General features: G+C 65.0%; 21 protein-coding genes. 5 read left to right on the top strand and 16 right to left on the bottom strand.

Annotation, left to right across the window (positions count from 1 at the left end):
* The first annotated feature begins 1 nt into the window (after position 1).
* Positions 2–1012 (top strand): zinc-dependent alcohol dehydrogenase, encoded by a 1011-nt coding sequence (locus AC4ELS_RS13960; RefSeq protein WP_499047794.1) that lies wholly within the window; start codon positions 2–4, stop codon positions 1010–1012.
* Between the two features lie 10 nt (positions 1013–1022).
* Here the strand turns inward: AC4ELS_RS13960 and AC4ELS_RS13955 are convergent, their stop codons facing one another.
* The 9 genes from AC4ELS_RS13955 to AC4ELS_RS13915 form a co-directional block, all read right to left on the bottom strand.
* Positions 1023–1961, bottom strand: a complete 939-nt coding sequence (locus AC4ELS_RS13955) for an alpha/beta hydrolase (protein WP_448444036.1) — start codon at positions 1959–1961, stop codon at positions 1023–1025.
* 1 nt (position 1962) lies between these two features.
* The gene (locus AC4ELS_RS13950) at positions 1963–2826 is read right to left on the bottom strand and encodes an SDR family oxidoreductase (RefSeq protein ID WP_499047791.1); all 864 of its coding nucleotides are present in this window, start codon (positions 2824–2826) and stop codon (positions 1963–1965) included.
* On the bottom strand, positions 2823–3308 hold the full coding sequence (locus AC4ELS_RS13945) for a polyketide cyclase (protein ID WP_463794733.1): 486 nt from the start codon (positions 3306–3308) through the stop codon (positions 2823–2825). The genes AC4ELS_RS13950 and AC4ELS_RS13945 overlap by 4 nt, the downstream gene beginning before the upstream one ends.
* A gap of 68 nt (positions 3309–3376) precedes the next feature.
* On the bottom strand, positions 3377–4438 hold the full coding sequence (locus AC4ELS_RS13940) for an acyl-CoA dehydrogenase family protein (protein WP_498886083.1): 1062 nt from the start codon (positions 4436–4438) through the stop codon (positions 3377–3379).
* The gene (locus AC4ELS_RS13935; protein WP_498886081.1) at positions 4435–5550 is read right to left on the bottom strand and encodes an acyl-CoA dehydrogenase family protein; all 1116 of its coding nucleotides are present in this window, start codon (positions 5548–5550) and stop codon (positions 4435–4437) included. The genes AC4ELS_RS13940 and AC4ELS_RS13935 overlap by 4 nt, the downstream gene beginning before the upstream one ends.
* Complete coding sequence (locus AC4ELS_RS13930) at positions 5535–6311, bottom strand: crotonase/enoyl-CoA hydratase family protein (protein ID WP_498886079.1); 777 nt, start codon at positions 6309–6311, stop codon at positions 5535–5537. The genes AC4ELS_RS13935 and AC4ELS_RS13930 overlap by 16 nt, the downstream gene beginning before the upstream one ends.
* Positions 6308–7738 (bottom strand): aldehyde dehydrogenase family protein, encoded by a 1431-nt coding sequence (locus AC4ELS_RS13925; RefSeq protein ID WP_498886077.1) that lies wholly within the window; start codon positions 7736–7738, stop codon positions 6308–6310. Before AC4ELS_RS13925 ends, AC4ELS_RS13930 begins: the two co-directional genes overlap by 4 nt.
* A gap of 12 nt (positions 7739–7750) precedes the next feature.
* Positions 7751–8857, bottom strand: a complete 1107-nt coding sequence (locus AC4ELS_RS13920; protein ID WP_498886076.1) for a zinc-binding dehydrogenase — start codon at positions 8855–8857, stop codon at positions 7751–7753.
* 11 nt (positions 8858–8868) lie between these two features.
* Entirely contained in the window at positions 8869–10455 is a 1587-nt protein-coding gene (locus tag AC4ELS_RS13915) for an acyl-CoA synthetase (protein WP_498886075.1), read from the bottom strand.
* Positions 10456–10558: 103 nt separating this feature from the next.
* Between AC4ELS_RS13915 and AC4ELS_RS13910 the strand changes: the two genes are divergently transcribed.
* The 3 genes from AC4ELS_RS13910 to AC4ELS_RS13900 all read left to right on the top strand — a co-directional run bounded on the left by AC4ELS_RS13910 (position 10559) and on the right by AC4ELS_RS13900 (position 14364).
* Entirely contained in the window at positions 10559–12484 is a 1926-nt protein-coding gene (locus tag AC4ELS_RS13910; RefSeq protein WP_498886073.1) for a flavin-containing monooxygenase, read from the top strand.
* Positions 12481–13368, top strand: coding sequence for an SDR family NAD(P)-dependent oxidoreductase (locus AC4ELS_RS13905; protein WP_499047790.1), 888 nt, complete (start codon positions 12481–12483; stop codon positions 13366–13368). The genes AC4ELS_RS13910 and AC4ELS_RS13905 overlap by 4 nt, the downstream gene beginning before the upstream one ends.
* Before the next feature lie 369 nt (positions 13369–13737).
* Positions 13738–14364, top strand: coding sequence for a hypothetical protein (locus AC4ELS_RS13900; RefSeq protein ID WP_499047788.1), 627 nt, complete (start codon positions 13738–13740; stop codon positions 14362–14364).
* Positions 14365–14629: 265 nt separating this feature from the next.
* Here AC4ELS_RS13900 and AC4ELS_RS13895 read toward each other — a convergent pair whose 3' ends face one another.
* Positions 14630–15610, bottom strand: coding sequence for a Dabb family protein (locus AC4ELS_RS13895; protein WP_499047786.1), 981 nt, complete (start codon positions 15608–15610; stop codon positions 14630–14632).
* A gap of 100 nt (positions 15611–15710) precedes the next feature.
* Here AC4ELS_RS13895 and AC4ELS_RS13890 point away from each other — a divergent pair, with 100 nt between their 5' ends.
* A complete protein-coding gene (locus AC4ELS_RS13890) occupies positions 15711–16916 on the top strand; it encodes an NADH:flavin oxidoreductase (protein ID WP_499047784.1) in 1206 nt (401 codons plus the stop codon).
* On the opposite strand, the gene lipP1 is transcribed toward AC4ELS_RS13890, so the two are convergent.
* From lipP1 to AC4ELS_RS13860, 6 genes are all read right to left on the bottom strand, one after another.
* Positions 16893–17816 (bottom strand): LipP1 family hormone-sensitive lipase, encoded by a 924-nt coding sequence (lipP1, locus tag AC4ELS_RS13885; RefSeq protein WP_448444007.1) that lies wholly within the window; start codon positions 17814–17816, stop codon positions 16893–16895. The two genes, AC4ELS_RS13890 and lipP1, sit on opposite strands and share 24 nt — an antisense overlap.
* Complete coding sequence (locus AC4ELS_RS13880) at positions 17813–18670, bottom strand: IclR family transcriptional regulator (protein ID WP_499047782.1); 858 nt, start codon at positions 18668–18670, stop codon at positions 17813–17815. Before AC4ELS_RS13880 ends, lipP1 begins: the two co-directional genes overlap by 4 nt.
* 188 nt (positions 18671–18858) lie before the next feature.
* Positions 18859–20325, bottom strand: coding sequence for an FAD-dependent oxidoreductase (locus AC4ELS_RS13875; protein ID WP_448444005.1), 1467 nt, complete (start codon positions 20323–20325; stop codon positions 18859–18861).
* Positions 20322–21230, bottom strand: a complete 909-nt coding sequence (gene bphC, locus AC4ELS_RS13870; RefSeq protein WP_499047780.1) for a biphenyl-2,3-diol 1,2-dioxygenase — start codon at positions 21228–21230, stop codon at positions 20322–20324. Before bphC ends, AC4ELS_RS13875 begins: the two co-directional genes overlap by 4 nt.
* Positions 21231–21243: 13 nt before the next feature.
* Positions 21244–22425 (bottom strand): acyl-CoA dehydrogenase family protein, encoded by a 1182-nt coding sequence (locus AC4ELS_RS13865; RefSeq protein WP_064878292.1) that lies wholly within the window; start codon positions 22423–22425, stop codon positions 21244–21246.
* A gap of 98 nt (positions 22426–22523) precedes the next feature.
* Complete coding sequence (locus tag AC4ELS_RS13860; protein WP_499047778.1) at positions 22524–23588, bottom strand: 2Fe-2S iron-sulfur cluster-binding protein; 1065 nt, start codon at positions 23586–23588, stop codon at positions 22524–22526.
* Positions 23589–23711 lie beyond the last annotated feature (123 nt).

The following is a 23711-nucleotide window of genomic DNA, read 5'->3' as shown; positions in this document are numbered from 1 at the left end:
CATGAAGATTTCGATCGTTGACGGCCCAGGCCACACCGATGTGGTCGAACGACCGGACCCGACTGTCGGTCCTCGGGACGTCTTGGTGAAGGTACGGGCCTGCGGGATCTGTGGAACCGACGCGTTCTACATCTCGATCGGCGGACTGCCACCGCATCAGGGCGCCATGCCGCTGGGACATGAGCCTGCGGGCGAGATCGTCGCGGTCGGCAGTGAGGTGACCGACCTCGCGGTCGGTGACCACGTCGTTGTCGATCCGATGGCGTCGCCTGACGACATCATCGGAAATGGCGGCGCCCGTGGTGCTCTCGCAGAGTTGCTGCTTGTGCACGACGCCGTCCGGGGCAAGAACCTGGAAGTCATCCCGGACTACGTGCCGTTCGAGGTCGCTGCACTCAACGAACCCATGGCCGTCGCCCGGCATGCGGTAAACCAAGTTGCGCCTGGTCCGGCTGACAAGGTCGTGGTCTTCGGTGCCGGCCCCATCGGGCTGGGTGCGACGATCGCGTTGAAATCTCGTGGGGTGGGCCATGTCGTCGTGGTCGACGTGCTCCCCGCCCGTCTGAACAAGGCCCTCAAAGTCGGTGCCGACGCGGTTGTCAACTCCGCTGAGGACGATCTTGCGGCCAGGCTGACCGAGCTTCATGGTTCTGGTGACTCGGTGTGGCCGGGTAAGGCCGGCACCGATGTGTACCTCGACGCCGCGGGTGTTCCGACCGTGATCGACAGCGCCTTGGCACTGGCAAAGCGTGGCTCCAAACTGGGAGTGGTTGCGGTACACAAGGAACCGGTAACAGTGGACCTCATCAATGTCATGAGCAACGAGATAACCATTGTCGGTTCGATGGGGTACCCGACCGAGATCTTCGAGGTCACCCGCGACATCGTCGCGGACTGGGAGAAGTACGCGGTGCTCGTCAGCCACACGTTCGGATTCGACGATGTCGACGAGGCGCTGGGCCTGGCTGCCACTCCGGGCGCCGCCGACAAGATCGTTGTCACCTTCGACTGAGGAGCCGCTCTCAGAACGGCATGGGATGCGCGAACTTGGCCTGCAGCAAGGCACCTACTTCGGCCAGTGCCAACCGCCCGCGCGCGGTGGCGTCGGAGCGCATCAGAAAGCCATGGTACATACCGGGATAACGCGTGACAGTGGTCTGCACGCCCGCATCGCGCAGGCGCCCGGCGTAGCGTTCACCCCAATCCCGGATCGGGTCGCACGCCCCGGTGACGACGATCGCCGCCGGCAGCCCGCTCAGGTCGGTGGCATAGGCCGGAACCTGATACGGATCCCGCGGAGCCCCGCCACGGTCGACCAGCTCGTGCATGTAGACGATGTCCTCATGGCGAAGCAGTAGGGCGTCAGGCATCGAGGTGATGGAAGCCGCACCCATGTCGCGATCCAGGCCGGGATACAGCAACACCTGGGCGAAGATTCGTGGACCGCCGTGGTCGCGGGCGGCCAAAGCCACTGCGGCAGCCAGCGATCCGCCGGCGCTATCGCCGACAATTGCCAATCGCCTTATGTCGAGGTTCAGTTCGTCGGCATGAGCGGCAACCCATTCGGTGGCCGCGTAGGCGTCGTCGAATTGCGCTGGTGGCGGCGATTCCGGTGCCAGCCGGTAGTCGACAGCCGCGACAGCAGCGCCGCTGGCCTTCGCCAGTTCGCGGGCGAGCGGCTCGAACGAATGGTTCGAGCCCATCACCAGCCCGCCGCCGTGCAGATACACCAGCACCGGTAGCCCGGGCGCGGGGTTGGGCCGATAGAGGCGTAGCGGTATCGGACCGCGCGGGCCCGTGGCCGTCAGGTCTTCGATGCCCGCCATGGCCGGCATCTCCGGAAGAGGTGCGCCTTCAAGCCCCTCACGGACGGCGGCGAGGCCGCGGGCCCGCATCGGAGCTATCTCGCCGAACGATGCAACCCGTGCGGCGGCGTCGGGATCAAGTGGTGGATAAGCCATTTCAGTTCTTCGCCGGGTCGAAGCGGCGCTCGGTCCGTAGGCGGGGAGCCTCCTGGTTGCTCAGGACACGAGCCCGTTCCGCCATGGCAGATCCTACGTAGTCCGGTTGCGTGAGCAGGAAGAACTTACCTTCGGCAGCCTGGTCGAAGACCACCTCCGCCGCGGCCAGTGGATCCATCGCCTCGGCCTTGATGTCGAGCATCGCGGTGCGTTGTCCTTCGGCCGCGCTCGTGTCCCCCGAGTCCACCCCGCCCGCGGATTCGAAGATGCTCGACACCACGGCACCCGGTAGCACCGCCTGCACGTGCACGTGGTGGTCATGGCCGGCGGACTGCACTTCCAGATGCAGACATTCGGTCAGAGCGAGCACCGCGTGTTTGCTCATGATGTAGGGCGCCTGCAACGGAACCACGGCGACACCGCCGATCGAGGACAGGTTCCAAACCCAAGCTGGGGAGTCCGTGGCCATCATCTTCGGTACGAACGCCCTGATTCCGTGGAACACCCCGCTGATGTTGATGTCGACGACGCGTTGCCAGTTGGAAACCGGGGTGTCCCACAGATACCCGAACTGTTCGATACCGGCGTTGTTCACCAACAGGCGTACCGGCCCGAGGTCGCGATAGACGTCATCGGCCAGCGCCTGCACCGCGTCCGCATCCCGCACATCGCAGACCACGTCGGTCGCCGATCCGCCTGCGGCGTCGATTTCTTCGCGGAGGCCCGCGATGGCCTCGGCGTTGACGTCGACCAACACCACCGTCATACCCAACTGGCTGGCATACCGGGCCAGACCGGCGCCGATTCCGGCGCCGGCTCCCGTGATGACGGCGACGCCGCCACCGAAGATTCCTCGGGCGCTCACGCGGATTGCGCAGCCGCGGCCTTGGCGGTGTGCTCGGCGAGCGGCACCGAGTCCTCGGCGTCGAGAACGACGTTCAGCGAGGTGAAGACCAGACCGTCTTCCGACCGCCGGATGCCGGCATCGACGACGCCACTGGACACCGCGAACGGAACATTGTTGGTGATCTGGTTGACGAACAGATAGAACCGGACATTGGTGACCTCGCCGTCGGTTCCCGTGCGGTACACGTTGGTGATGTGATGGCGGCACGGGTACGGATTCACGTTGCGGTGCTCGATGAGCCAGGCCAAAGTTTCGGCCTTGCCGTGCAACTCGGCGGCGAGCAGGTCCTCGAACGGGCACGCCCCCGAGTCGGAACGGCTCAGGTACTCCATCTCGTCCCCGATGCGGGGGCCCAATTCTTCGAAGTGGCCCTGGTCGTAGTGGAACCAGAAGCCGGAGATGAATTCCTGGACGTCAGACAGGGTGATCTCGTTGCTCATGCCTGCAGTCAACCTGGGATGTGGCGCCGGTAACAGCACCGGTGACCGGTCAGCGGAACGTCAAACAGCTAAGTGCCGGCAATCAACGCCCAGAGCTGTTGTCCGCCTGCCGCAACGGCCGCCGCCGCAACTTGATCGTCCCAGAAGCGCACAGAGCCAAATTCCGAGCGCCAGGCCAGGGCGGCGCGGGTGAACTCGTGCAGTCGATGCTCGTGCGTCGTGCCGATCGCACCGTGCACCTGGTGCGCGTTGCGGGTCACGACCGAGGCGGCATGCCCGGCGCACGATCGCGCGGTCGCGATCTGGAAATCCAGTTGAGCTGACTGCCAGCCCGTCCCGACGGCAGTGTGCAGCGCAGCCTCGGTGGCGGCCCGCGCCAGCGCCGACTCCGCTGCCGCATCCGAGATCAGGTTCTGAACCGCCTGGAACTTCGCCAGCGGGCGTCCGAACTGCACCCGGGACGCCACGTGCTCGATGGACAGCGCCACCGCACGATCGAGCGCCGCGCACACCTGAATCGCCCGTACCATCGCCGATCTGCGGCCGAGCTCGTCCACCAGTCCGGTGGAGACTGGGTGTCCGGTCATTGACGTGGTGCCGACGGTGATCGTGTCGCGCGGTTCGCCGATCAGGTTGGTACCCGGGGTGATCGACAGGTCTGCCGTGCCGAGTTCGGTGAGCCGGTACTCGTCGCCGGCCGGCCAGAGCACGACGATCCGTTCTGCCTCAGCGGCCCACGGCACAGGTGTGGTGGATTCGCCGCTGCGTGGCGCCACATACACCGTTCGCACGGCGTCATCTACGGGTCGGCCGAGGGTCTCCAACAGCCAACAGGCCAGCAAGTCGTGTTCGGCCAGTGGGATGCGGACACCGTGACGGACTGCGGCGCTGAGCAACTCAGCTGCCTCGAGCCAACCTGCGCCGCTGCCACCGGATTCCTCGGCGCCGGTCAGCCGGACCAGACCGAGGGAGTCGAGCCGCTGCCACAGTGCGCGGTCGTACTCGATGCGTTCGCCCGGGCGCCCGGTGGGCGCGGTCTGGCGGTAATCGGAGAAGACACCGTCCATCATGGCCGCCAGGTCGGGGTCCACCGCGGTCAGCGTGCCCAGGGCGAGTTCGGTGGTGCTCATCGCATACCCAATCCCCGCGCGATGACACCGCGCAGTACTTCGTTGGTTCCGCCGCGTAACGTGAAGCCGGGGCGCTGGTCCACTGCTGTGGCGACCAGGTGCGCCCACTCGGCGTCCGTGGCGGCGTCATCTCCGGTCTGCCGGTCTGCGTAGTCGGCGATGTCGCCTTCGACCGTGGTGCCGAGGACCTTGACGACCGCTGCCGGGACATCGGGATTCTCACCGCGCTCCAGGGCGCCGGCCACTGCGGTTGACATGTGATGCAGTCCGGCGACGCGCGCGACCAGACGGCCCAATTCGGCATCATCTGACGTGTTTTCGAGCGCGAAGGCCAGCAGCGGGAAGGTCGACAGGAATCGTTCCGGCCCGCTGCGCTCGAAGCTCAGTTCTGAGGTGACCTGGGTCCAGCCGTGGCCGATCTCGCCGAAGACCATGGCATCGGGAACGAACACCTCGTCGAGCACGACCTCGTTGAAGTGATGCGCGCCGTTCATCGAGATGATCGGGCGGACCTGCACGCCCGGGGCGCGCAGGTCGACGATGAACTGGCTCAACCCGGCATGCCGGTGCGACGGATCGACCGGTTCGGTGCGGGCCAGCACGATGAAGGCATGAGCGCGGTGCGCCCCCGAGGTCCACACCTTGGTACCGGTGATCGACCACCCGCCATCGACCCGTACCGCACGGGTGCGGACGCTGGCCAGATCCGAGCCGGAATCCGGTTCGCTCATCCCGATTCCGAAGAAACACTCACCACGCACGATGCGAGGTAGGAACTCTGACTTCTGCTCTTCGGTCCCGTACTTCAGCAGCGACGGCACGATCTGGCGGTCGGCGATCCAGTGTGCGGCCACCGGTGCCCCGGCAGCCAGCAGTTCTTCGGTCACGACGAACCGTTCCTGAAACGAGCGGCCGTGACCGCCGTAATGGACGGGAACCGTCATGCCCAGCCAGCCCTGCTTCGCCAGGGACGCGGTGAAACTTTCGTCCCATCCGCACAACCACGAATCGATCGACGGCGTGAACGCGCCGGCGGCCAACTGGTCGGCCAGGAAGCCACGGACTTCCCGGCGTAACTCGTCCAGGTGTGCGCCGGTCACGATGTCCGCCACTTCGCGATGCGCCGTTGGTGCTCGGCGTCGTGGTGGGCCAGCGGCTGCATTGCCGCCGCCATGGAGAGCGTCGATTCCAGGGAGCCGGTGATCGATTCCTGCAACAGGCGCTTGGCCATCCGCAGCGCGTGCGGCGGGTTGACCGCGATCCGGTCTGCCAGTGCCCGCGCTTCAGTCAGGAGGTCTTCGTGGGGTACCACTCGGCTGACGAGTCCCCATTCCAACGCCGTTGCGGCGTCGATCCGTTCGCCGGTAAAGGTCAGCTCGGCGGCACGGGCGTAGCCGATGGCGCGCGGCAGGAACCATGTGCCACCGTCGCCCGGGATGAGGCCCAGCTGCACGAAGCTCTCGGCGAAGGACGCGCGCTCGGAGGCGATCCTGATGTCGCACATCATCGCCAGATCGCAACCGGCACCGATGGCGGCGCCGTTGACCGCAGCGATGAGCGGGACTTCGAGCCGACCCAGGGCGCGTGGGATCCGTTGGATCCCATCGATGTAGGCCCGGCGCTGGTCGATGGCATCGAGACCGAACATGCCCTGACGATCGGCCATCTCCTTGACGTTGCCGCCGGCCGAGAAGATCTTGCCCGCACCCGTGAGGATGACCGCACCCACGGTGTTGTCGGCGTTGACCGCATCGACATTGTCCTCGAATGCGGCGATGACGTCCTTGCCGGTGATGGCATTGCCGACGTCGGGCAGGGTGATCGTCCAGATTTGCACCGGTCCGTCGGTGTGGACGTCGAGCGGTGAGGTCACGCACGCTCCTTGAGCTGAAGGGATTTGGTCTGGAGGTACTCCTCGAAGCCGAATCGGCCCAGTTCACGGCCGATGCCGGACTTCTTGTACCCGCCGAACGGGGCGGTGGGGTTGTAGGCGCCGCCGTTGATGTCGAGCTGGCCGGTCTGCACCTGACGGGCGAAGGCGATGGCGTCGTCGTCGGTGGCGGCCCAGACCGCGCCCGACAGGCCATAGGGGGTGCAATTGGCTATGCGCAGTGCATCGTCGGTATCGGTGAAGGGCGTCACGGCCAGCACGGGGCCGAACACTTCTTCCTGACCGAGTTCGGAGTCGGGATCCACATCGGCGAAAACCGTTGGTGCCACGAAATACCCGACATCGCGGATCGGCTCTGCGCCACCGATCAGGAGCCGAGCACCGTCGCGCTGGGCGCGCTCGATGAAGCCACGCACTGAGTCGAACTGCGACCGCGACGCCGACGGTCCGATCCGGGTCGCCGGGTCGCGCGGATCACCCACCGTGTAGCGGGCGACTGTGGATTCGATCAGGTCCAGCGCCTCGCCATATCGACTCTGCGGCACCAGCATCCTGGTCCAGGCCATGCAGGTCTGACCGCCGTTGAGGAAGGCATTGCCCACCCCGACCTTGACCGCGGTCGCCAGATCAGCGCCGTCGAGGATGACGTTGGCCGACTTGCCGCCGAGCTCGAGGGCAACCTTCTTGATCGACTGGCCGGCCAGCTCTCCAACGCGTGCGCCCACACCGGTGGACCCGGTGAACGAGACGAAGTCGACGTCGGGATGTGAGGCGAGGCGTTCGCCGATCACCCGACCGGGGCCTGAGACGAGGTTGATGGTCCCCGGTGGCAGGCCGGCCTCTTCGCAGGCTCCGACGAAGGCGAACACCGAAAGCGGGGCCTCGTTACTGGGTTTGAGCACGACGGGACAGCCCGCGGCGATGGCGGGCAGCACCTTGGCGACCACCTGGTAGAGCGGGTAGTTCCACGGCGTGATGGCCCCGACGACGCCGTAGGGCTCCCTCAGGACCAGCGAGTTTCCGATGCGCTCTTCGAATTCGAAGGTCTCCAGCACATCGGCGAAGCCGTTGGCCACCGCCAGCGGTACCTGCGTCTGCACCGTCTGCGCGATGCGTATGGGGGCACCCATCTCGGCGGTGATGAGTTCGGCGATGTCGGTTAGGCGTTTCTCCATCGCAGCGATGACCCGCTGCACCCGGTCCCGGCGTTCGTCAACGGTGATGAGCGGGTCGAACGCCTGACGGGCCGCGGCCACCGCGGTGTCGACGTCGGCGGCGTCGCCGTTGGGCACGTGGCCGATCACTTCTTCGGTCGCCGGGTCGACAACGTCGATGAACCCGTCCCCCGAGGGGGTGATCCAGCTGCCGTCGATAAACAGTCTGTCGTGTTCGAAAGTGGGCACTGTCATCCTTACCTGGGTTTATGGTGCGATGCTGGCGCGGACGTCGCGCTTGCCGTCAGCTGCGCTGAACGCTTCGTTGATGTCGTCGAGTGAATACGACGCCGCGGCGAGCCGATCGAACGGCAGTTGATGCTGGTGACTGTCCAGGAAGGTCAATGCGCGGGACAGGACTGCCGGGTCGTACAGGGAGACCCCGACCATGGTCTTGTTGGTGAAGACGAACCGTGACGGGTCGAATTCGAACGTCTTGCCGATGTTGATGTTGCCGATCTCCACGTAACGGCCGAACTGGGCGAGCATCTGGAGACCTTCGTCGATGGCCGACGGATGTCCGACAACCTCGACCACCACGTCGGCGCCCTGGCCGTCGGTCAACTTGCGTACTGCTTTGGCGCGGTCCTTGGGCGTGGCGACCTCGTTGAGGTCGATCACCGAGTCGGCTCCGAATGCCGTTGCCAGTTCCAATCTTTCGGGCACTCCGTCGATGGCGATGACGTTGGCTGCCCCGCGTGCTTTGGCCACGGCCACCGCGTAGAGACCGAGTGCGCCGGCTCCCTGAACCACGACGTGCTCACCGAGCTGCAGGTCGACGCGTTCAAGTCCGTACATGACCTGTGACAGCGCACAGTTCGCGCCCGCGGCGATGTCGTCGCTCAGGGTGTCGGGCACCGTGTAAACGACTGCGCCGGCGGGCAAAAGGTAGTAGTCGCCGTATCCGCCGACAAAGTATGGCGGTTCGTCGGCGCGGCCCAACATCGCCATTTTCAGGTTCAGGCAGGCGTTACGGCGCCCCGCCAGACAGTTGCGGCACTGGTGGCAGCAGTAGAAGTACGGGAACACCACTCGCGTGCCTTCGGCCAGGGATTTGCCATTGGAGTCGGCGGTTACTCCGTCACCCAGCACCTCGATGGCGCCCACCATCTCGTGACCCAACACGGTCGGTAGCTGTCCACCCAAGCCGCGCGTGGCGAAGGTGCCATGCCAGGCATGTACATCTGAACCGCAGATGTTCGTCCGCAGGACCCGGACCAGAATTTCCCCGGGTCCGACGTCAGGCAGGGTGACGGTTTCGATCTGGAATGGCTTGCCGGGCTCGTCGAATCGCGCGATCCGTCCCTTGTACATCGTGTATCCCTTCAGTTGCTTGTGAATTCGAGACCGAAACGCTGCCGCAGATCACGTTTGAGCAGTTTGCCGCTGGGGTTCTTCGGCAGAGAATCGACGAAGAACACCTGTTTGGGAGTCTTGAAACCGGCCAGATGCTCGCGGCAGTGCCGCAGGATGTCTTCTTCGGTCAGGGTGGTGCCGACACGAGTCACCACCGCCGCGACGACCGCTTCGACCCAGACCGGGTGTGCCACGCCGAATACCGCGACCTCTTCGATGCCGTTGTGCCGGTAGAGAATCTCTTCGACCTCGCGGCTGGCGACATTCTCGCCGCCGGTTTTGATCATGTCCTTCTTGCGGTCGACGACGTGTAGCAGGCCGTGCTCGTCGTAGTAGCCCAGGTCGCCGGAATGGAACCAGCCGCCGGCGAAGGCCTGGGCTGTCTTATCTTCGTCGTCGAGGTAGCCCAGCATCAGATGCGGGCTGCGGTGAGCGATTTCGCCGACAGTGCCGGGCGTGACCGGCGCGTCGCTGTCATCGAGGATCACGGTTTCGACGTTGACGACAGGCCGGCCGGCCGCCCCCGCGTGGGCGTCCTGCTCGGCTGGCCCCAGGGCTGAGGCCAGTGGGGCCATCTCGGTCTGGCCGTAGAAGTTCCACAGACGCAGATTGGGTAGACGCCTGCGCATCTCGTGCAGGATCTCGGTAGGCATCGGTGAGGCGCCGTAGTACCCCTTTCGTAGGCTGGACAGGTCGACCTCGTCGAACACGGGACAGCGCAGCATGCTGATCCACACCGTCGGTGGCGCAAAGTAATTGGTGACGCCGTGGCGCTCGATCGTCCGCAGTACCAGCTCCGGATCCGGCCGAGGCAGGATGATGCTGGTGGCACCCAGGTAGATGTCGGTAGCCAGGAAGTTGTCCAACTGCGCGCAGTGATACAGAGGCAGGGAGTGGATCTCGACGTCGTCGCCGGACATCGAGCCGGCCACGATGGTGCTGATGTACTGCCACATCAAGCTGCGGCTACTGTGCATCACGCCCTTGGGTCGGGATTCGGTGCCGCTGGTGTACATGACCCGCAGCAGCTGATCGTCGTCGATTCGGCAATCGGGAACGTTCGCGGTGGTGGTGAGCCATTCGGCGAAATCAGGCCAGTCGCCCGGACCTGACTGGCCGGAGGCGACGAGTGCTGCCTTCGTGCGAACTGCTGTCCCCACGGCCATGGCCTGTTCGGCCACCGGGATCAGGTCGGCCTCGACGATGAATCCGGCGGCCCGGCTGTGGCCGAGGATGTACGAGATCTCCTCCGGCATCAGCATGAAATTGATCGGAACCAGCACCACGCCGGCGCGGGCGGTGGCGAAGGCCAGCACCGCGTACTGCCAGCAGTTGCGCGACAGCAATGCGAGTCGGTCGCCGGGGAGTAACCCGTTCTCGTGCAATGCGGCGGCGGCGCGATCCACCAGGTGATCGAACTCGGCAAAACTCAGGGCGACGTCGCCGTCGATGATGGCTGTCTTCTCAGGTTGTTTACGCGCCGACCGGCGGGGGATATCTGCGAGGCTGTGGCTACGGGCCCGGGCGATGACGGCGGCAAGGTCGTCGGAATGCATGGTCGGCAGAGTAGGCAGGCCGCCTGCGGCTGCGGTGGTTCGTCTCCCGCTCAGTAGACAGGGAGGGCGCGGCGGGGGCGTCGACCCTTCGATACTCGAAACCATGACCGCTACCACTGAATCCTCGTCACTCGCGGATCGCGCCCCAGACTCTGACGTCCTGCGCGCCCATCTCCTGGAGGCGGACCCTGGTGTCCTGGTCGCGGTGCTGGCGCAGATGACGGGTGATCCGGCGGTCATCGATCGGTACGCATCCAAGATCGATCACGTTCCCGATCCGCCCGAGCGGGCCGGGACAACCGATACCCAGACCGCCGCGCTGCTGGCCGACGAAATCGTCGCCGCGCTCGGCCGGCCGCGTCCCGTTGGCGCGCCGCCGGTAGACGATCGCGAGTTCTTCGTTCGTCTGCTTCCGGTTGCGCTGGGCGGTCCCGTCGACGACGAGCACGTCGACCTACTGCTCGAACAAGGCGGTTTCCGGCCGTCGCACCCGACGCTGCCGCGCACCACGCCGATTCCCTCGTCCACCACGGTGGCGATCATCGGTGCCGGCATCGCCGGTATCGCGGTCGCGCTGGCCGCTGCCGAAGAGGGCGTGCATTTCGAGATCTTCGACCGCAACGATGAGGTGGGCGGTACCTGGCTGACCACAAGGTATCCCGGCATCGGGGTAGATACGCCTTCGGCGTACTACTCGCTGTCACGCGAGGTGAACCCGGACTGGTCGAATTACTATCCGCAGGGCGCGGAATATCAGGCCTACCTGGTCTCGTTGGCCGACAAGCACGATCTGCGTCGCCACATCCGCTTCGGCACTGAGGTGGAGGCACTGTGGTGGGACGAGCAGCGTCAGCAGTGGGAGATCCACTCCCGTCGCGCTGACGGAACCCGGAGCATCGACTACGCGACTATCGTCGTCACCGCGGCCGGCTATCTCAACCGACCGCGATTCCCCGACATCGAGCGACGAGACACCTTCGCCGGCACCAGCATTCACTCCGCGCAGTGGGACCCTTCGCTGGAGCTGGCAGGCAAGAAGGTGGCCATCATCGGCGCCGGTTGCACAGCCGTGCAGATCGTCGACGCCTGCGTCGAGGAGGTCGAACACCTGACGGTGTTCCAGCGGCAGCCGCACTGGGTCGCCCCTCGCCGGCGCCTGTCCGACGAGGTTCCCGAACATCGTCGCTTTCTGGGCAAGACGCTGCCCTACTACGCGATGTGGCACCGTCTCAAGTCGTACTGGGGAACGGCGGACAACAACTATCCGGTGATTCTGCGGGACTCCGAGTGGTCCGAGACGCACCTGTCGATCTCACCGGCCAACGATGTGCTGCTCAAGATGTGTCAGGAGTACATCGACCGGATGTTCGGGGCCGGAACCGAATTGGCGCGTAAGGTGACGCCGGATTTCGCTCCGTACGGCAAGCGGATCATCCGTGACCCAGGGGGCTACTACGCCGCGTTGACCCGCGACCACGTCGACGTCGAAGCCAGTGAACCCGCTCAGGTCAACGAAAGCGGCATCGTCACCGCCGACGGCCGTCAGATCGACCTCGACGTCATCATCTACGCCACCGGTTACCACCTAGATTTCCTGTCCACCATCGATATTCGCGGCCGCGACGGCAAGACTCTCGTCGAGGAATGGGGCGACAGCCCGCGTGCCTATCGAGGAGGTACCGTCGCGGGGTTCCCGAATCTGTTCATCACCTCGGCGCCGAACTACAGCCCGGGCCATGGTGCAGGCGCCAATTTCTCGATGGAAGTGCTGGCGCACTACATCGTGGAGTGCCTGCAACTGATGGCCTTGCGCGGGGCGTCGACGATGGAGGTCACCCAACGTGCATACGACGAGTACGTCGCCGGGATAGACGAGGCGATGCAGCGCACGGTCTGGTGCCATACGCCCAACGCTCACACCTACTACCGATCGGGTTCGGGCCGGGTTGTGGTGGCCACACCGTTCCGGCTGGTGGATATCTGGCAGCAACACCGAGCGCCGATCGAAGAGGATTTCGTCCTCCGATGAGTCAGATACTTTCCGGCAGAACTGCGTTGGTGACCGGCAGTAGTCGCGGCATCGGGCGTGCCATCGCTCAGAGGTTGGCGGCGGAAGGGGCGACCGTGGCAGTGACCGCGCGCTCCCACATTCCGACACCGTCGACACGGGCTGGTGTCACCGAGGCGATCCCGGGAACGATCGAGGAAACCGTGGCGCTCATCGAACAGGCCGGCGGGTCGGCTTTCGGCCTGGCTGCCGATCTCGAAGACAGCGCTGCCCGCGACGGCCTGATCCAGGCCGTGGTCGAGCGCACCGGAAGGCTCGACATCCTGGTCAACAACGCGGGCTATGCCGATTATTCGGTCATCGAGGACATGCCGGTCGAGACCTTCGACCGCACCGTGGAGCATTATCTGAAGACACCGTTCGCGTTGACGAAAGCCGCTGTGCCGCACATGCGTACCCAGGGTGCCGGGTGGATCGTCAACATCGGTTCGGTGACCGGGGTGGCCCCGGTGCGGCCGTACCGGGACTATAACAAGACGGCGGGCGACGTGATCTATGCGTCCTGCAAGGCCGCACTGCATCGGTTCACCCAGGGGGTGGCCGCCGAACTGCTGGATGCCGACATCGCAGTGAACTGCGTCGGACCGTCGACGGCCGTGCGTACGCCTGGTGCGGCGTCGCTTATTCCGGACAGCTTTCCGACCGAACCGGTCGAATACCTGGCCGAAACGGTACTGGCGATGTGTCACCTGCCCGCCGCGGAGCGGACCGGTCTGGTGGCGTTCAGCCTGCACTACCCGTGGTCGCAACAACTTCCGGTGCACTCGCTGGACGGAAACACGGTATTGCCTCCGCTGCAACCACCTGCGGCGGCGAATCCGAACATCCTGCCTGCGGGGGTGTAGGCGAAGGCCGACAGTTCTTGTCGGTGGTCAGTGCGATACTGGTGCCCTGCCTTCGGTAGGAAGCTCTTTGGCTAAAGGAGATTTCACAGGAAACCTCTAGCCACTCTCGGTGCCGTTAAGTCGCTGCGTCAGCGGTTCGGAGTATTTCAGCGCCGATCATGCACGAGTGATCGGCATCCACAGTTCCACAATGCGCCTGCAACCGGCACTGATCACCGATAACCTTTGCCTTGCAAAAGGTCGACTCTCACTATCTAGTTTTAGTTCAAACAAATAGTAGAGATCCCGCTTATTCCTAGGCGAAATTGAGGGTGTGGATACGTCCGACAAGCCCTAAGGCCAGCTTCCGTTCTACGCTATCGTCTCCCTATGGTTCAGGCGCCGGAAGGCCACGAGCGCGACATACAAGCGATGGAACTTGAACTTGCCCTGCGGAAGGATCACCGCGACTTCAAGCTCAAGCTACGGGACCAGCGCACCGCGTTGATGGCTGTCGTCGCGACCGCAGTCCTCGGCGTCGTCGGCAGTGTCACGACGTTTTTCGTTGCGTCCAATCAGACTGATGCCCAATCCACCCAGTCGGCAATCGACTTCAAACGCGAACAGCAGATCACCGCCTACTCGGAGTTCCTGACCTCGACTGATGATTACGCCGCGGTAGAGGGGGACTACCTGCTCGCCATCGACCGGTGCAGGCAAGGGTCGTCGGCTTCCGAGCTTCCGCGCTACGTCGACCTGATTGGCAAGTACCAGAGCGCAACTCAGAAGAATAACGTGATCCACATAGTTGGTTCACCTGATACGAGAGTAGCGGCTGACCAACTTATGGTGTATCTCGGCACGCTATACAACAACACGTTGATCGTGTGCGAGAACCTGCGGAAGTCACCGCCGGATGAATCGGTGAACGATGACGTGTACGGGTTTAGAGATGATCTCTACGCCAAGCAAAATGTGTTCTCCGAAGCAGCTCGCAAGGATCTGAATGTCGAATGATGTCGGATAGTTAGAGCGGGTGAACTAGCTGAGCCCAACGTTCTCGCCCGCAAGGTTGCAGCTCTGACAGACAGCACCAGATCGAACAGCTGGCAGCTTGCCCTCCCGCTCGTATACCGCCATCCTTTTGCAAAAGTTCAGGGGGTCGGTGTCTAACGTTGCGTCACCAAATGTTCCACCTGCCGCGGCGCCACCGGTGAACGCGCCGATTGGTGGTGGTTTCAGCCGACCAACTGCCACGACCCGCCGCCAACTCGGAAATGGCCTATTCGAGCACGGGAGCGGGAAGGTCGCAGAAGCTGTGGCAGACGCGGTCACGGACGATGATGTCGGTGGTCTCGGGATCGAACCAGCGGTCGACCACCGCCCAGTGGATCGGATGCATGAGGTAGGGACCCATCAAGCCGTCCACGTCGGTGAATTCCTGTTCGAAGACATGGGTCCATTCGCTGGTGCCGACGGCCTGCCCCACCCGGCTGAGCTGCCACGCGGTAATGGTGGGGACGTATCGGGGCATCATCGACAGTTCACTCTCGAATGTTGCGACGGTCTCGGCATCCACCTCCGCGGGTACCCGCAGCAGGAGTGCGCGGTACACGGTGCCACTGCCGCGGCGGAGCGGAGCTCCCTGGTAGGTCACTCCATTCACGCGCGTGATCGCCGGGTCCGCCAGTGAATCGTCGAAATCGCTCTTCTGCCAGTCATCTTCGTTTGCAAACCGGAGATGGACCAGGATATCGCCACCATTGCGTGAACCCGGCAGGGTCGGCTCTACCAACGCTCTCGACGCTCCGCTGTGTTCGGCTGCATCGCGTAGGGCGCCCAGGATGCGGTCGCGGTCGGACTCGTCGACGTCGAGCAAGCGGGTGACCCCGAGTGTGGCAGCGCCGGCTGATGTGACGGGCAGGGCGGGTGAGACATCGGTGATGGCATCGGCAGCGGATGCCACTTCGCGGCTGCGTTCCACCACCAGATCGGTGATGCTGTCCCACCACCGCGCAACGGCAGGGTCGGGCCGACCCTGCCAGGTCATCTGCCACCAGGCCTGGGGGCTGGGCAGCGTCCAGGTAGCGGTGACCACGTTGGATCGGTCTTCAAACCAGACGGGCGGGCTGACCACGACGTCGCGCAGCGTCATGCCGCGATCGCGGGCACCCGGGGCATACCCGGCCAAGTAGGCGTCGATGAACTTCTGGGCGCAGCCCGGCCTGGTGACTACCCGATCGACGACGAAAACCTCAGCCATGAACCGAGATTACGATCGACCGCCTTGACGGCGGCGCAGCGTTCCCGGCCATCGGGAAACCACCGTTGACGACAGGGTGTGTCGGCGCGATGGTGTGGCGATGACCGATCCGTTCAGCCCGGCCCAGCTCGGGCCCGTGACGCTGCGCAACCGAGTGATCAAGGCCGCCACGTCGGAAGGCCGCTCACCCAATGGGCTGGTCACCGATGACCTCATCGAATTCCATCGCAGCTTCGCCGAGGGCGGCGTCGGAATGACCACCGTGGCTTACTGCTGCGTGTCTCCCCAGGGCGCGAGCGCACCCGGCCAGATCGTCATGGACAGCAACGCTCTGCCGGGACTGCGCCGGCTCGCCGACGCGGTCCACGGTGCGGGGGCGGCTATTTCGGCGCAGCTGGGCCATGCCGGGGTGGTGGCGCAGAAAAAGCTGACCGGTGTCACCGCCGTGGCGCCGAGTAGATTCATCAACCCGACCTCTTTCGCCTATTGCCGTGAGATCACCCGCGCCGAGATCGCTCAGGTGATCGACCAGTTCGGCGAAGCCGCGCAGGTGGCTGTCGACGCCGGATTCGATGCCGTCGAACTGCATTTCGGGCATCTCTATCTACCCAGCTCGTTTCTGAGTCCGCTGATCAATCGGCGTAAGGACGAGTACGGGGGTGACATCGACAACCGATCGCGGTTCGTGCGCGAGATTGCGGCGCGGGTACGCGAGGTGGTCGGTGATCGGATCGCGGTGATCGCCAAACTCGACATGGACGACGGGCTCCCGGGCAGCATCTGGATCGACGAGGCGTTGCGGACAGCGCAACTTCTCGACACCGATGCCACCCTCGACGCGATCGAACTGACCCAGGGTTCGTCGGTGTACAAGCCGATGTACCTGTTCCGAGGCGACGTCCCGGTCAAGGAGTTCGCGAAGGTGATGCCGCCGGCATTGCGGCCGGCGGTCCGCCTGGTGGGCAAGCAGACGATGGGTGTCTATCCGTATCGAGACCTCTACATGTTGGAGGCCGCCCGGCAGTTCGTGCCGCTCATGCGCAACACCAAACTGATTCTGCTGGGCGGCATCAACGATCGCGAACACCTTGAGACAGGCATGCGGGAAGGTTTCGATTTCTTTGCCATGGGCCGGGCGTTGCTGCGTGAACCGGACCGGGTCAACACGATGATCGCCGATCCCGACTCACGCAGCCGCTGCAACCACAACAACAAGTGCATGGTGACGGTGTTCAGCCGCACCCATTGTGTGCTCGACCCTGACCAACGCTACGGCGCGGTGCTAGGGGTCGAGCAGATCACTTAGCGCCCGGCCGGCCTCTCGCCGGGCCCGGTGGGCGATGTCGAGCATCGGCATCGTCATGAAACCGTGGATGCCCCCGTCGAAGGGGCGCCGGGTCACTGGCACCCCGGCCTCCTCCAACGCGTTGGCATAGGCGATGCCTTCGTCCCGAAGGGGATCATGGCCGGCGAGAACCACGACGGCCGGCGGTAGACCACTGAGGTCACCGGCCAGCGGTGAGGCGTACGGATGGCGTCGATCGGCGACCTGGGGAACATACTGATCCCAGTACCACTGCAGTGCCGGGCGCGGGTTGTAGAAGCCCTGGCCAAACAGCCGGTAGGAGTCGGTATCGAAATCTGCGGCGATCACCGGGTACAGCAGGAGTTGTGCCGCCAGGTCCGGCCCACCACGGTCGCGGGCCATCAGGGTGGTCACCGCGGCGAGGTTGCCTCCGGCGCTGTCGCCGCCCACAACGACGCGTGACGGGTCGGTGCCGAAATCGGCTGCATGATCGACTGCCCATCGGGTGGCCGCGTAGAGGTCCTCGGCGGCGGTCGGCCAGCGGTGCTCGGGGGCCAGCCGGTAGGCGACCGAAACCACCACAGCTGGAATGAGATTGGCAAGGTTGCGGCACAGCCCGTCGTGGCTGTCGAGATCGCAGAACACGAACCCGCCGCCATGCGCGTACACCAGCAGGGGCAGCGGTTCGGAGGCCTCGGGACGGTAGACCCTCACATCGATACGACCGTTGTCGACAGGTACCTGGTGGTCGGTAACGGAAGCCACATGCTCGGGCTGGGGGTTGGCGACGAACCGGCTGCGGATCGCGGCGCGGGCCTGCGCGCCGGTCATCGTGTGTACCGGCGGGAAGCCTGAATCCAGTGTCTCGATCAATTCCGCGATCTGTGGATCGAGCGTCATGCCGGGACCAGCGTGGCAGAGGTCCGCGGCGCGACGGGGCCACCTACGCGGAGCGGCCGGACAGGTTGCAAGGTGGGGACCACTCGATGAGGCCCATCTTCGGCATTGCGCCAGATACCCATGGCCGTCATCCGCACCGGAGCAGCCAGCCGCTGATCGAATGCCATCCGGCTCATCGGACCACACACCGACACCGCCGCGACGGCGGCGCCGGCCGGACCGATCGGTGCTGCCACACAACCGAATCCGGTGAGCGATTCCTCCCGCTCGAATGCGACGCCGTGGGCGCGGACCTTTGCCAACTCGGCTTCCAGTTGTCGTTCCGTGCTGATCGAAAACCGCGTCAACCGTGAGGCCAGATTGACCTCGACCGATGAATTGTCGGCCAGGATGGCCTTGCCCACCGCCGTACAGTGCGCGGGCTGCCGCCCCCCGATACGGGTCGGAATGGCTGCCACCATCTGACCGCCGATCTTCTCCAGGTATACGACGTCGGATCCGTCGAGTACCGCCAGGTGGACGACCAGTCCGGTGGCCCGGTGCAGATCGCGCAGCAACGGAATCGCGGCACGGTGGATGCGGTCTTGGTGCAGCGCCAGCGATCCCAGTTCGACGAGTCGCATGCCCAACTCATAGTCGCGGCCATCACGGCGGAGCCAACGAAGGTGCACCAGGCGCTCGAGGAGTCGGTGGGCCGACGATCGTGGCAGACCGGTCCGGCGCACGATCTCGGCCAACGTCAGTCGGGCAGATCCCTCGAAGGCATCGAGAACCAGGGAAACCCGGTCGATGACAGCACTGGGCGTCTCACCCGGCTTCTCGGCAGCCAATGTCTTCTCGACAGCCATTGTCATGAGGACCTCCCATATCGAGCCGCATGCCTGGACGGCATATGACTATTAGTCATATGACTGTTTGTAGCATATCGATGTGGGTGCTGTCATATGAACGACTGAATGCGAGCGGGGTCATGCCAAAACCCCCGCCGCGATGCGGCGGGGGTAAGGCGATATCAAGTTGGGGGAGCGGCAATGACCAGCGGCTATGCCTCTGCCGCGGCCCGGCCGGCGCGCCGACCGTAGAAACTCCCGTCACCCAGTGACACACCGCTGGCATATCCCCAGGCGGCCAGGCCTGCGGTGCAGCGCCCGGCAGCGAACAGCCCGGGAATGGGGTCGCCACTGACATGCAGCACCTCGGCGTCGAGGGTGGTGTGCAGCCCGCCGAGGGTGAAACCGCCCGTGCTCTCGCGGAGGTCGATGGCGCCCACCGGGGACTTGATCGGCTTGAGCCACTGCGACTTCTTGTGCAGCAGCGGATCCTCGCCGCGCGACGCGCCCTCGTTGTAGGCATCGACGGTGGCTTGCAGCGAGTTCGGTGGTAGCCCGATCTCGGCCTCCAGGTCGGCGACGGTGTCGGCCACCCACGTCGGCGGCCGCATCATCAGCTGGGGAGTGAGCGAGGCCATCGCCTCCTCCTGGGCGTCGCCGTCGATGATCAGATAGGCCGTGTTGTTCTGGTGATACAGCGTCAGCTGGCCGGCGCGACCGGGATAGGTGTCCTCGGCGACATAACGCTGACCACGTTCGTTCACCAGAATCCCGCGCACCAACTGCTGGGGATCGATGAACAGGGCGACCTCGGTGGCGTCCATGTGCGCCAGGTCGGCACCGAGCGCCTGAGCCATCCGGATGGCCTGCCCGTCGTGCTGCTCGATCGAGGCGGCCGGGCGCCCGGCGATGCGCGGGGCGTACCTGGCGACCATGGCGTCGTTGTAGGCGAAACTGCCGGTGGCCAACACAACTCCACGCCGTGCCCGGATATCCATCACAGTGCCGTAGCGCCGGGTCCGAATGCCGACGACGCGGCCGTCGGACTCGACGATCAGCGACTGCACCCGCACGTCATACAGCGACCGTGCCCCGACTGCGGTCGCAGTGTCGACGAGGCCCTTCATCAGCATGAAACCCGCGCTCGACTCGCCCTGCTTCTTGTTCTGCATCTGCGGGACGTGCCCGCGCGGGGCCGGCGTTGCGATGGTGTTGAACGGGTACGAGTTCTCCCCACCGCTGTACATGAGGCCCTGGTCGCCCATGGGCTCCCAGCCGGGCTCGCCGAAGAACTCGGCCTTGAACGGCACGCCGCAGCCCACGAGCCAGTCGAAGTGCGCGACGCTGCCTTCGCAGTAATCCGCGATGCGCGCGGCATCAGCGCCGGGCCCCATCGCCGCGTTGAGGAATGCTGCCATGTTGTCGACGGAATCTTCGAACCCGCAGGCCTTTTGGATCTCGGTCCCACCACCGAGGTAGATGAAGCCACCTGCCATCGAGGCGGCTCCGCCCCATGAGCCGGTGCGTTCGAGTACCAGTACGTCCGCGCCCGCGCGTGCCGCCTCGACCGCTGCGGCGGCGCCGGCCACGCCATAACCGGCGATCACCACGTCGGCCTCGTCGGCCCACTCGGTGACCGCGTTGACCGGGATCGGCAGGATGTCGTCGGTGAGTGTCACGGTTGCATGGCCTTCGGTAGATCGGTGACCCACTGGTGTCCCCAGTAGCTGTCGGCGGTGATTTCCTCTGCCGTGTAGTAGGTTTCGTCGACCCGCATGCCCTCGGTGCCGAATTCGATGTCCCAGTCGCCCGGAGCGCGCACGTAGAACGACACCATCTTGTCGTTGGTGTGCCGACCCAGTGTCGACGACAGCTGGAAACCTTCGGCATTGACCCGGTCGAGAGCCTGGCCCACGGCATCGAGGGTGTCGACCTCGACCATGAGGTGGATCAGCCCCGGATCGCGCAGCGTCTGCGCGGGACAGATCGCCAGGCTGTGATGGCGCTCGTTGACGCCCATGAATCGGACTCGCACCGGTCCGAACTCCGGCGGCACCGGAACGCGGAACGCTCCACGGGACTTGAAACCCAGTACCTCGGTGTAGAACTCGAAGAGCCCGTTGACGTCGAGCGCGGGCAACACCACATGCCCGAGCCCCTGATCGCCGGTGACGAACTTCGCGCCGAACGGCGTGATCACCGGGGAGTGGTCGAGGACCGGGCCGTGAAAAACTTCCAGCGCCGTGCCGGCGGGATCCTCGAACGCGATGGCCTCCTCGACCCGCCGGGCATCGGTCTCTTCGAGTGAAAGCTGCTTGAACGGCACACCGGCGGCATCGAGCGCTGCTTTCACCCGCTCCAGGTCGGCGTGGTCGCGGACCTCCCACCCGACGGTGAGGATCTTGTCGACATCGCTGGGCACGACGATGATGCGGGCGGCGCGCTCATCCATCCGCAGGTACAACGCGGACTCGTCGGGCCCGGCACCGGTGGCGAAGCCGAGCACGTTGAAGGCGAAGTGCCGCCAGCGCTCGATATCGGAGGCGGCGACGGTGACGTAGCCGAGGCTCTTGATCAGTCCCATATGTGCTGTCCTCTCAGATCATCGCTCGCAGGGGACCCTGCGGGTCCACACCCAACGAACTCAGGGCCGACGCGTGATAGACCGTGCTCGGAACGTGAATCGCGTGGGCCTGGCCGACATGCACATCACGCCAATACCGTTGCAGCGGTTTATCCATCCGCGCGGCATTGCCGCCGCAGCGGGCGAAGATCTCGTCGACCGCCGACACCGCGCGCCACACCGCCCGCACCTGGGTGCGCCGGCCCGCGGCCCGGTCCTCGAACGACACTTCCTTGCCCGAGTCGACGATGTCGTAGATGCGGTCGGCGTTGGCCAGCAGCTCCTGGCGGGCCGCGTTGATGTCGGCGGCCGCCTCGCCGATCGCATACATGACGTAGGGGTCGTCCTTGATCGCCACACCGCTGGAGTTGACCCGCTCACGCTGGTAATCGAGCGCGGCGGCCAGGGCGCCCTCGGCGATGCCGATGGTCGCCGAGCTGATGCCGAGAGGGAACATCGTCGACCACGGCATCAGGTACAGCGTTTCGGTCATCCCGGCCTCGCGCTGGGCGGTGCCGTCCATGACCTTCATCGCGTCCATCGTCCGGTACGTCGGTACGAAAGCATCCTTGACGATGACGTCCTTGGAGCCGGTTCCGCGCAGCCCCACGACATTCCACGAGTCCTCCACGATCTCGTAGTCCTTGCGCGGCAGGATCATGTGCAGCATCTGCGGCGGCATCAGTGGTTTGCCTTCAGGGTCGCCGAGCATCGCGCCCAGGAAGATCCAGTCGCAGTGATCGGTGCCCGAGCTGAACTGCCAGCGGCCGTTGAAGATGTAGCCCCCGTCGACGGGCGTGGCCACACCCTGCGGCGCGTAGGGAGACGCGACCCAGGTGTCGACGTCCTCGGCCCAGATCTCGGCAGCGACCTTCGGGTCGGCGTACGCGAGCTGGTACGGGTGCACGCCCACCACGCCGTTGATCCATCCGGCCGAAGGGTCCAGTGCTGCGGTGGCCATCACGGTCTCGGCGAACTCGCGCGGATGGACTTCCAAGCCGCCGTGAGCCTTGGGCTGCAACAGGCGGATGTTTCCCGCCGCCTTCATCATCTTGACGGTCTCGTCGGTGAGCTTGCCGATCTTTTCGGCTTCGGCGCCCTGGTGGCGCAACTGGTCGGCGAGGTCGCGCACCCGGTCGATTACGCGCTCAGTCATGGTTCGGTCCTATCGTCGAGGGCTGTACTGATGGTGTACCGCTTTGACCCGGGCGGCGGGGGCCAATCCCGGTCAGTGGAAACGTGGAGACGGACGGCTCAGAACTCGATGTGGACGTCGTCGGAGACCGGTCGTGCCTGGCAGCCGAGGATCACCCCGTCGGCGATATCCTCGGGTTCGAGAATGTCGCAGGCGGCCATGTCCACCTCGCCGCGAACCACCGTGGCCGCGCACGATCCGCACTGTCCCTCCTTGCAGGAATACGGAACGTCGACACCCGAGCGGATCAACACGTCGACCAACGTCGCCTGGCGCGGCCACCTCAGCCGGTGACTGGTGCCGTCCAGATCGACCTGAAGGTCGGCGGCGTCATCTTCGTCGGAAACTGTTGCCGGTGCGGTGGTGTCATCGGCGAACGGGTCACCGAACAGCGACTGGAACACCTCGAGGTGAATCCGGTCCCGCTCGACACCGGCCTCGAGAAGAGTCTCCTTGATGACCGCCATGAACGGGGCCGGCCCGCAGACGAAGGCCTCGAATCCCGTGGACCCGGCGAAAACGGTGTGGGCGAATCCGCTCAGCTGGGCGTGGGTCGGCAGGCCCTGAATCGATTCCAGCCAGTGCAGCACCGTCAGTCGGCTTGCGTAGCGGGCGGCGAGTTCGCGTAGTTCGCCGGCGAAGATCACCGAGCGTTCGTCGCGGTTGGCGTAGCACAGGACCACCCGCCCGGTGCCGGCCGACAACACCGACTTCAAGATCGACATCACCGGAGTGATACCACTGCCCGCTGCCCACAGCAGAAAGTCGGTGTCGAGGCTTGCCGGGGTGAACAACCCCGACGGCGGCAGTACCTCGAGGGTGTCGCCGACATCGACGTTGTCGCACAACCAATTCGAACCGTAGCCGTCGGCGGTGCGCTTGACCGTCACCTTGGGGGCGGGATCGGTGTGCGGTGAGCTGGCGAGGGAGTAGCACCGGGCCACCGATCCGGTCAGCTCGCTTGGCACCCGTAGCGTCAGGAATTGTCCGGGTCGATACGAAAATCGCTCCTGCTGGTCCTGCGGCACAGTGAAAACCAGAGATCGAGCGTCGGGGCTTTCATCGATGACATCGGCCACCGTGACAACGACGCTCCGTCTGGTCTGGAGGCTCGGGTCGGTCATGGGCCGAGATTCTCGCCGATGCAGCCGATGAGGCAATCCGCCGATTCCGGTGGTCGGGACGTCAGGTCTTGCGGTCCGGTGACCGGGAACTGTGGCGGTCGCGCGCGTGATCGGCGCCTACCG

The sequence above is a fragment of the Mycobacterium shunyiense genome (genome assembly GCF_058270035.1).
The sequence above is the reverse complement of the archived record's forward strand: the minus strand, read 5'-3'. Positions and strand labels throughout refer to the sequence as shown.

Bases quoted from the DNA above. Each gene is read 5' to 3' on its own strand.
- AC4ELS_RS13865 (WP_064878292.1), bottom strand. From the start codon at position 22,425: ATGACTGAGCGCGTAATCGACCGGGTGCGCGACCTCGCCGACCAGTTG.
- AC4ELS_RS13925 (WP_498886077.1), bottom strand. From the start codon at position 7,738: ATGACAGTGCCCACTTTCGAACACGACAGACTGTTTATCGACGGCAGC.
- AC4ELS_RS13955 (WP_448444036.1), bottom strand. From the start codon at position 1,961: ATGGCTTATCCACCACTTGATCCCGACGCCGCCGCACGGGTTGCATCG.
- AC4ELS_RS13895 (WP_499047786.1), bottom strand. From the start codon at position 15,610: ATGGCTGAGGTTTTCGTCGTCGATCGGGTAGTCACCAGGCCGGGCTGC.
- AC4ELS_RS13915 (WP_498886075.1), bottom strand. From the start codon at position 10,455: ATGCATTCCGACGACCTTGCCGCCGTCATCGCCCGGGCCCGTAGCCAC.
- AC4ELS_RS13945 (WP_463794733.1), bottom strand. From the start codon at position 3,308: ATGAGCAACGAGATCACCCTGTCTGACGTCCAGGAATTCATCTCCGGC.
- bphC (WP_499047780.1), bottom strand. From the start codon at position 21,230: ATGGGACTGATCAAGAGCCTCGGCTACGTCACCGTCGCCGCCTCCGAT.
- AC4ELS_RS13900 (WP_499047788.1), top strand. From the start codon at position 13,738: ATGGTTCAGGCGCCGGAAGGCCACGAGCGCGACATACAAGCGATGGAA.
- lipP1 (WP_448444007.1), bottom strand. From the start codon at position 17,816: ATGACGCTCGATCCACAGATCGCGGAATTGATCGAGACACTGGATTCA.
- AC4ELS_RS13905 (WP_499047790.1), top strand. From the start codon at position 12,481: ATGAGTCAGATACTTTCCGGCAGAACTGCGTTGGTGACCGGCAGTAGT.
- AC4ELS_RS13910 (WP_498886073.1), top strand. From the start codon at position 10,559: ATGACCGCTACCACTGAATCCTCGTCACTCGCGGATCGCGCCCCAGAC.
- AC4ELS_RS13880 (WP_499047782.1), bottom strand. From the start codon at position 18,670: ATGACAATGGCTGTCGAGAAGACATTGGCTGCCGAGAAGCCGGGTGAG.
- AC4ELS_RS13920 (WP_498886076.1), bottom strand. From the start codon at position 8,857: ATGTACAAGGGACGGATCGCGCGATTCGACGAGCCCGGCAAGCCATTC.
- AC4ELS_RS13860 (WP_499047778.1), bottom strand. From the start codon at position 23,588: ATGACCGACCCGAGCCTCCAGACCAGACGGAGCGTCGTTGTCACGGTG.
- AC4ELS_RS13940 (WP_498886083.1), bottom strand. From the start codon at position 4,438: ATGAGCACCACCGAACTCGCCCTGGGCACGCTGACCGCGGTGGACCCC.
- AC4ELS_RS13890 (WP_499047784.1), top strand. From the start codon at position 15,711: ATGACCGATCCGTTCAGCCCGGCCCAGCTCGGGCCCGTGACGCTGCGC.
- AC4ELS_RS13960 (WP_499047794.1), top strand. From the start codon at position 2: ATGAAGATTTCGATCGTTGACGGCCCAGGCCACACCGATGTGGTCGAA.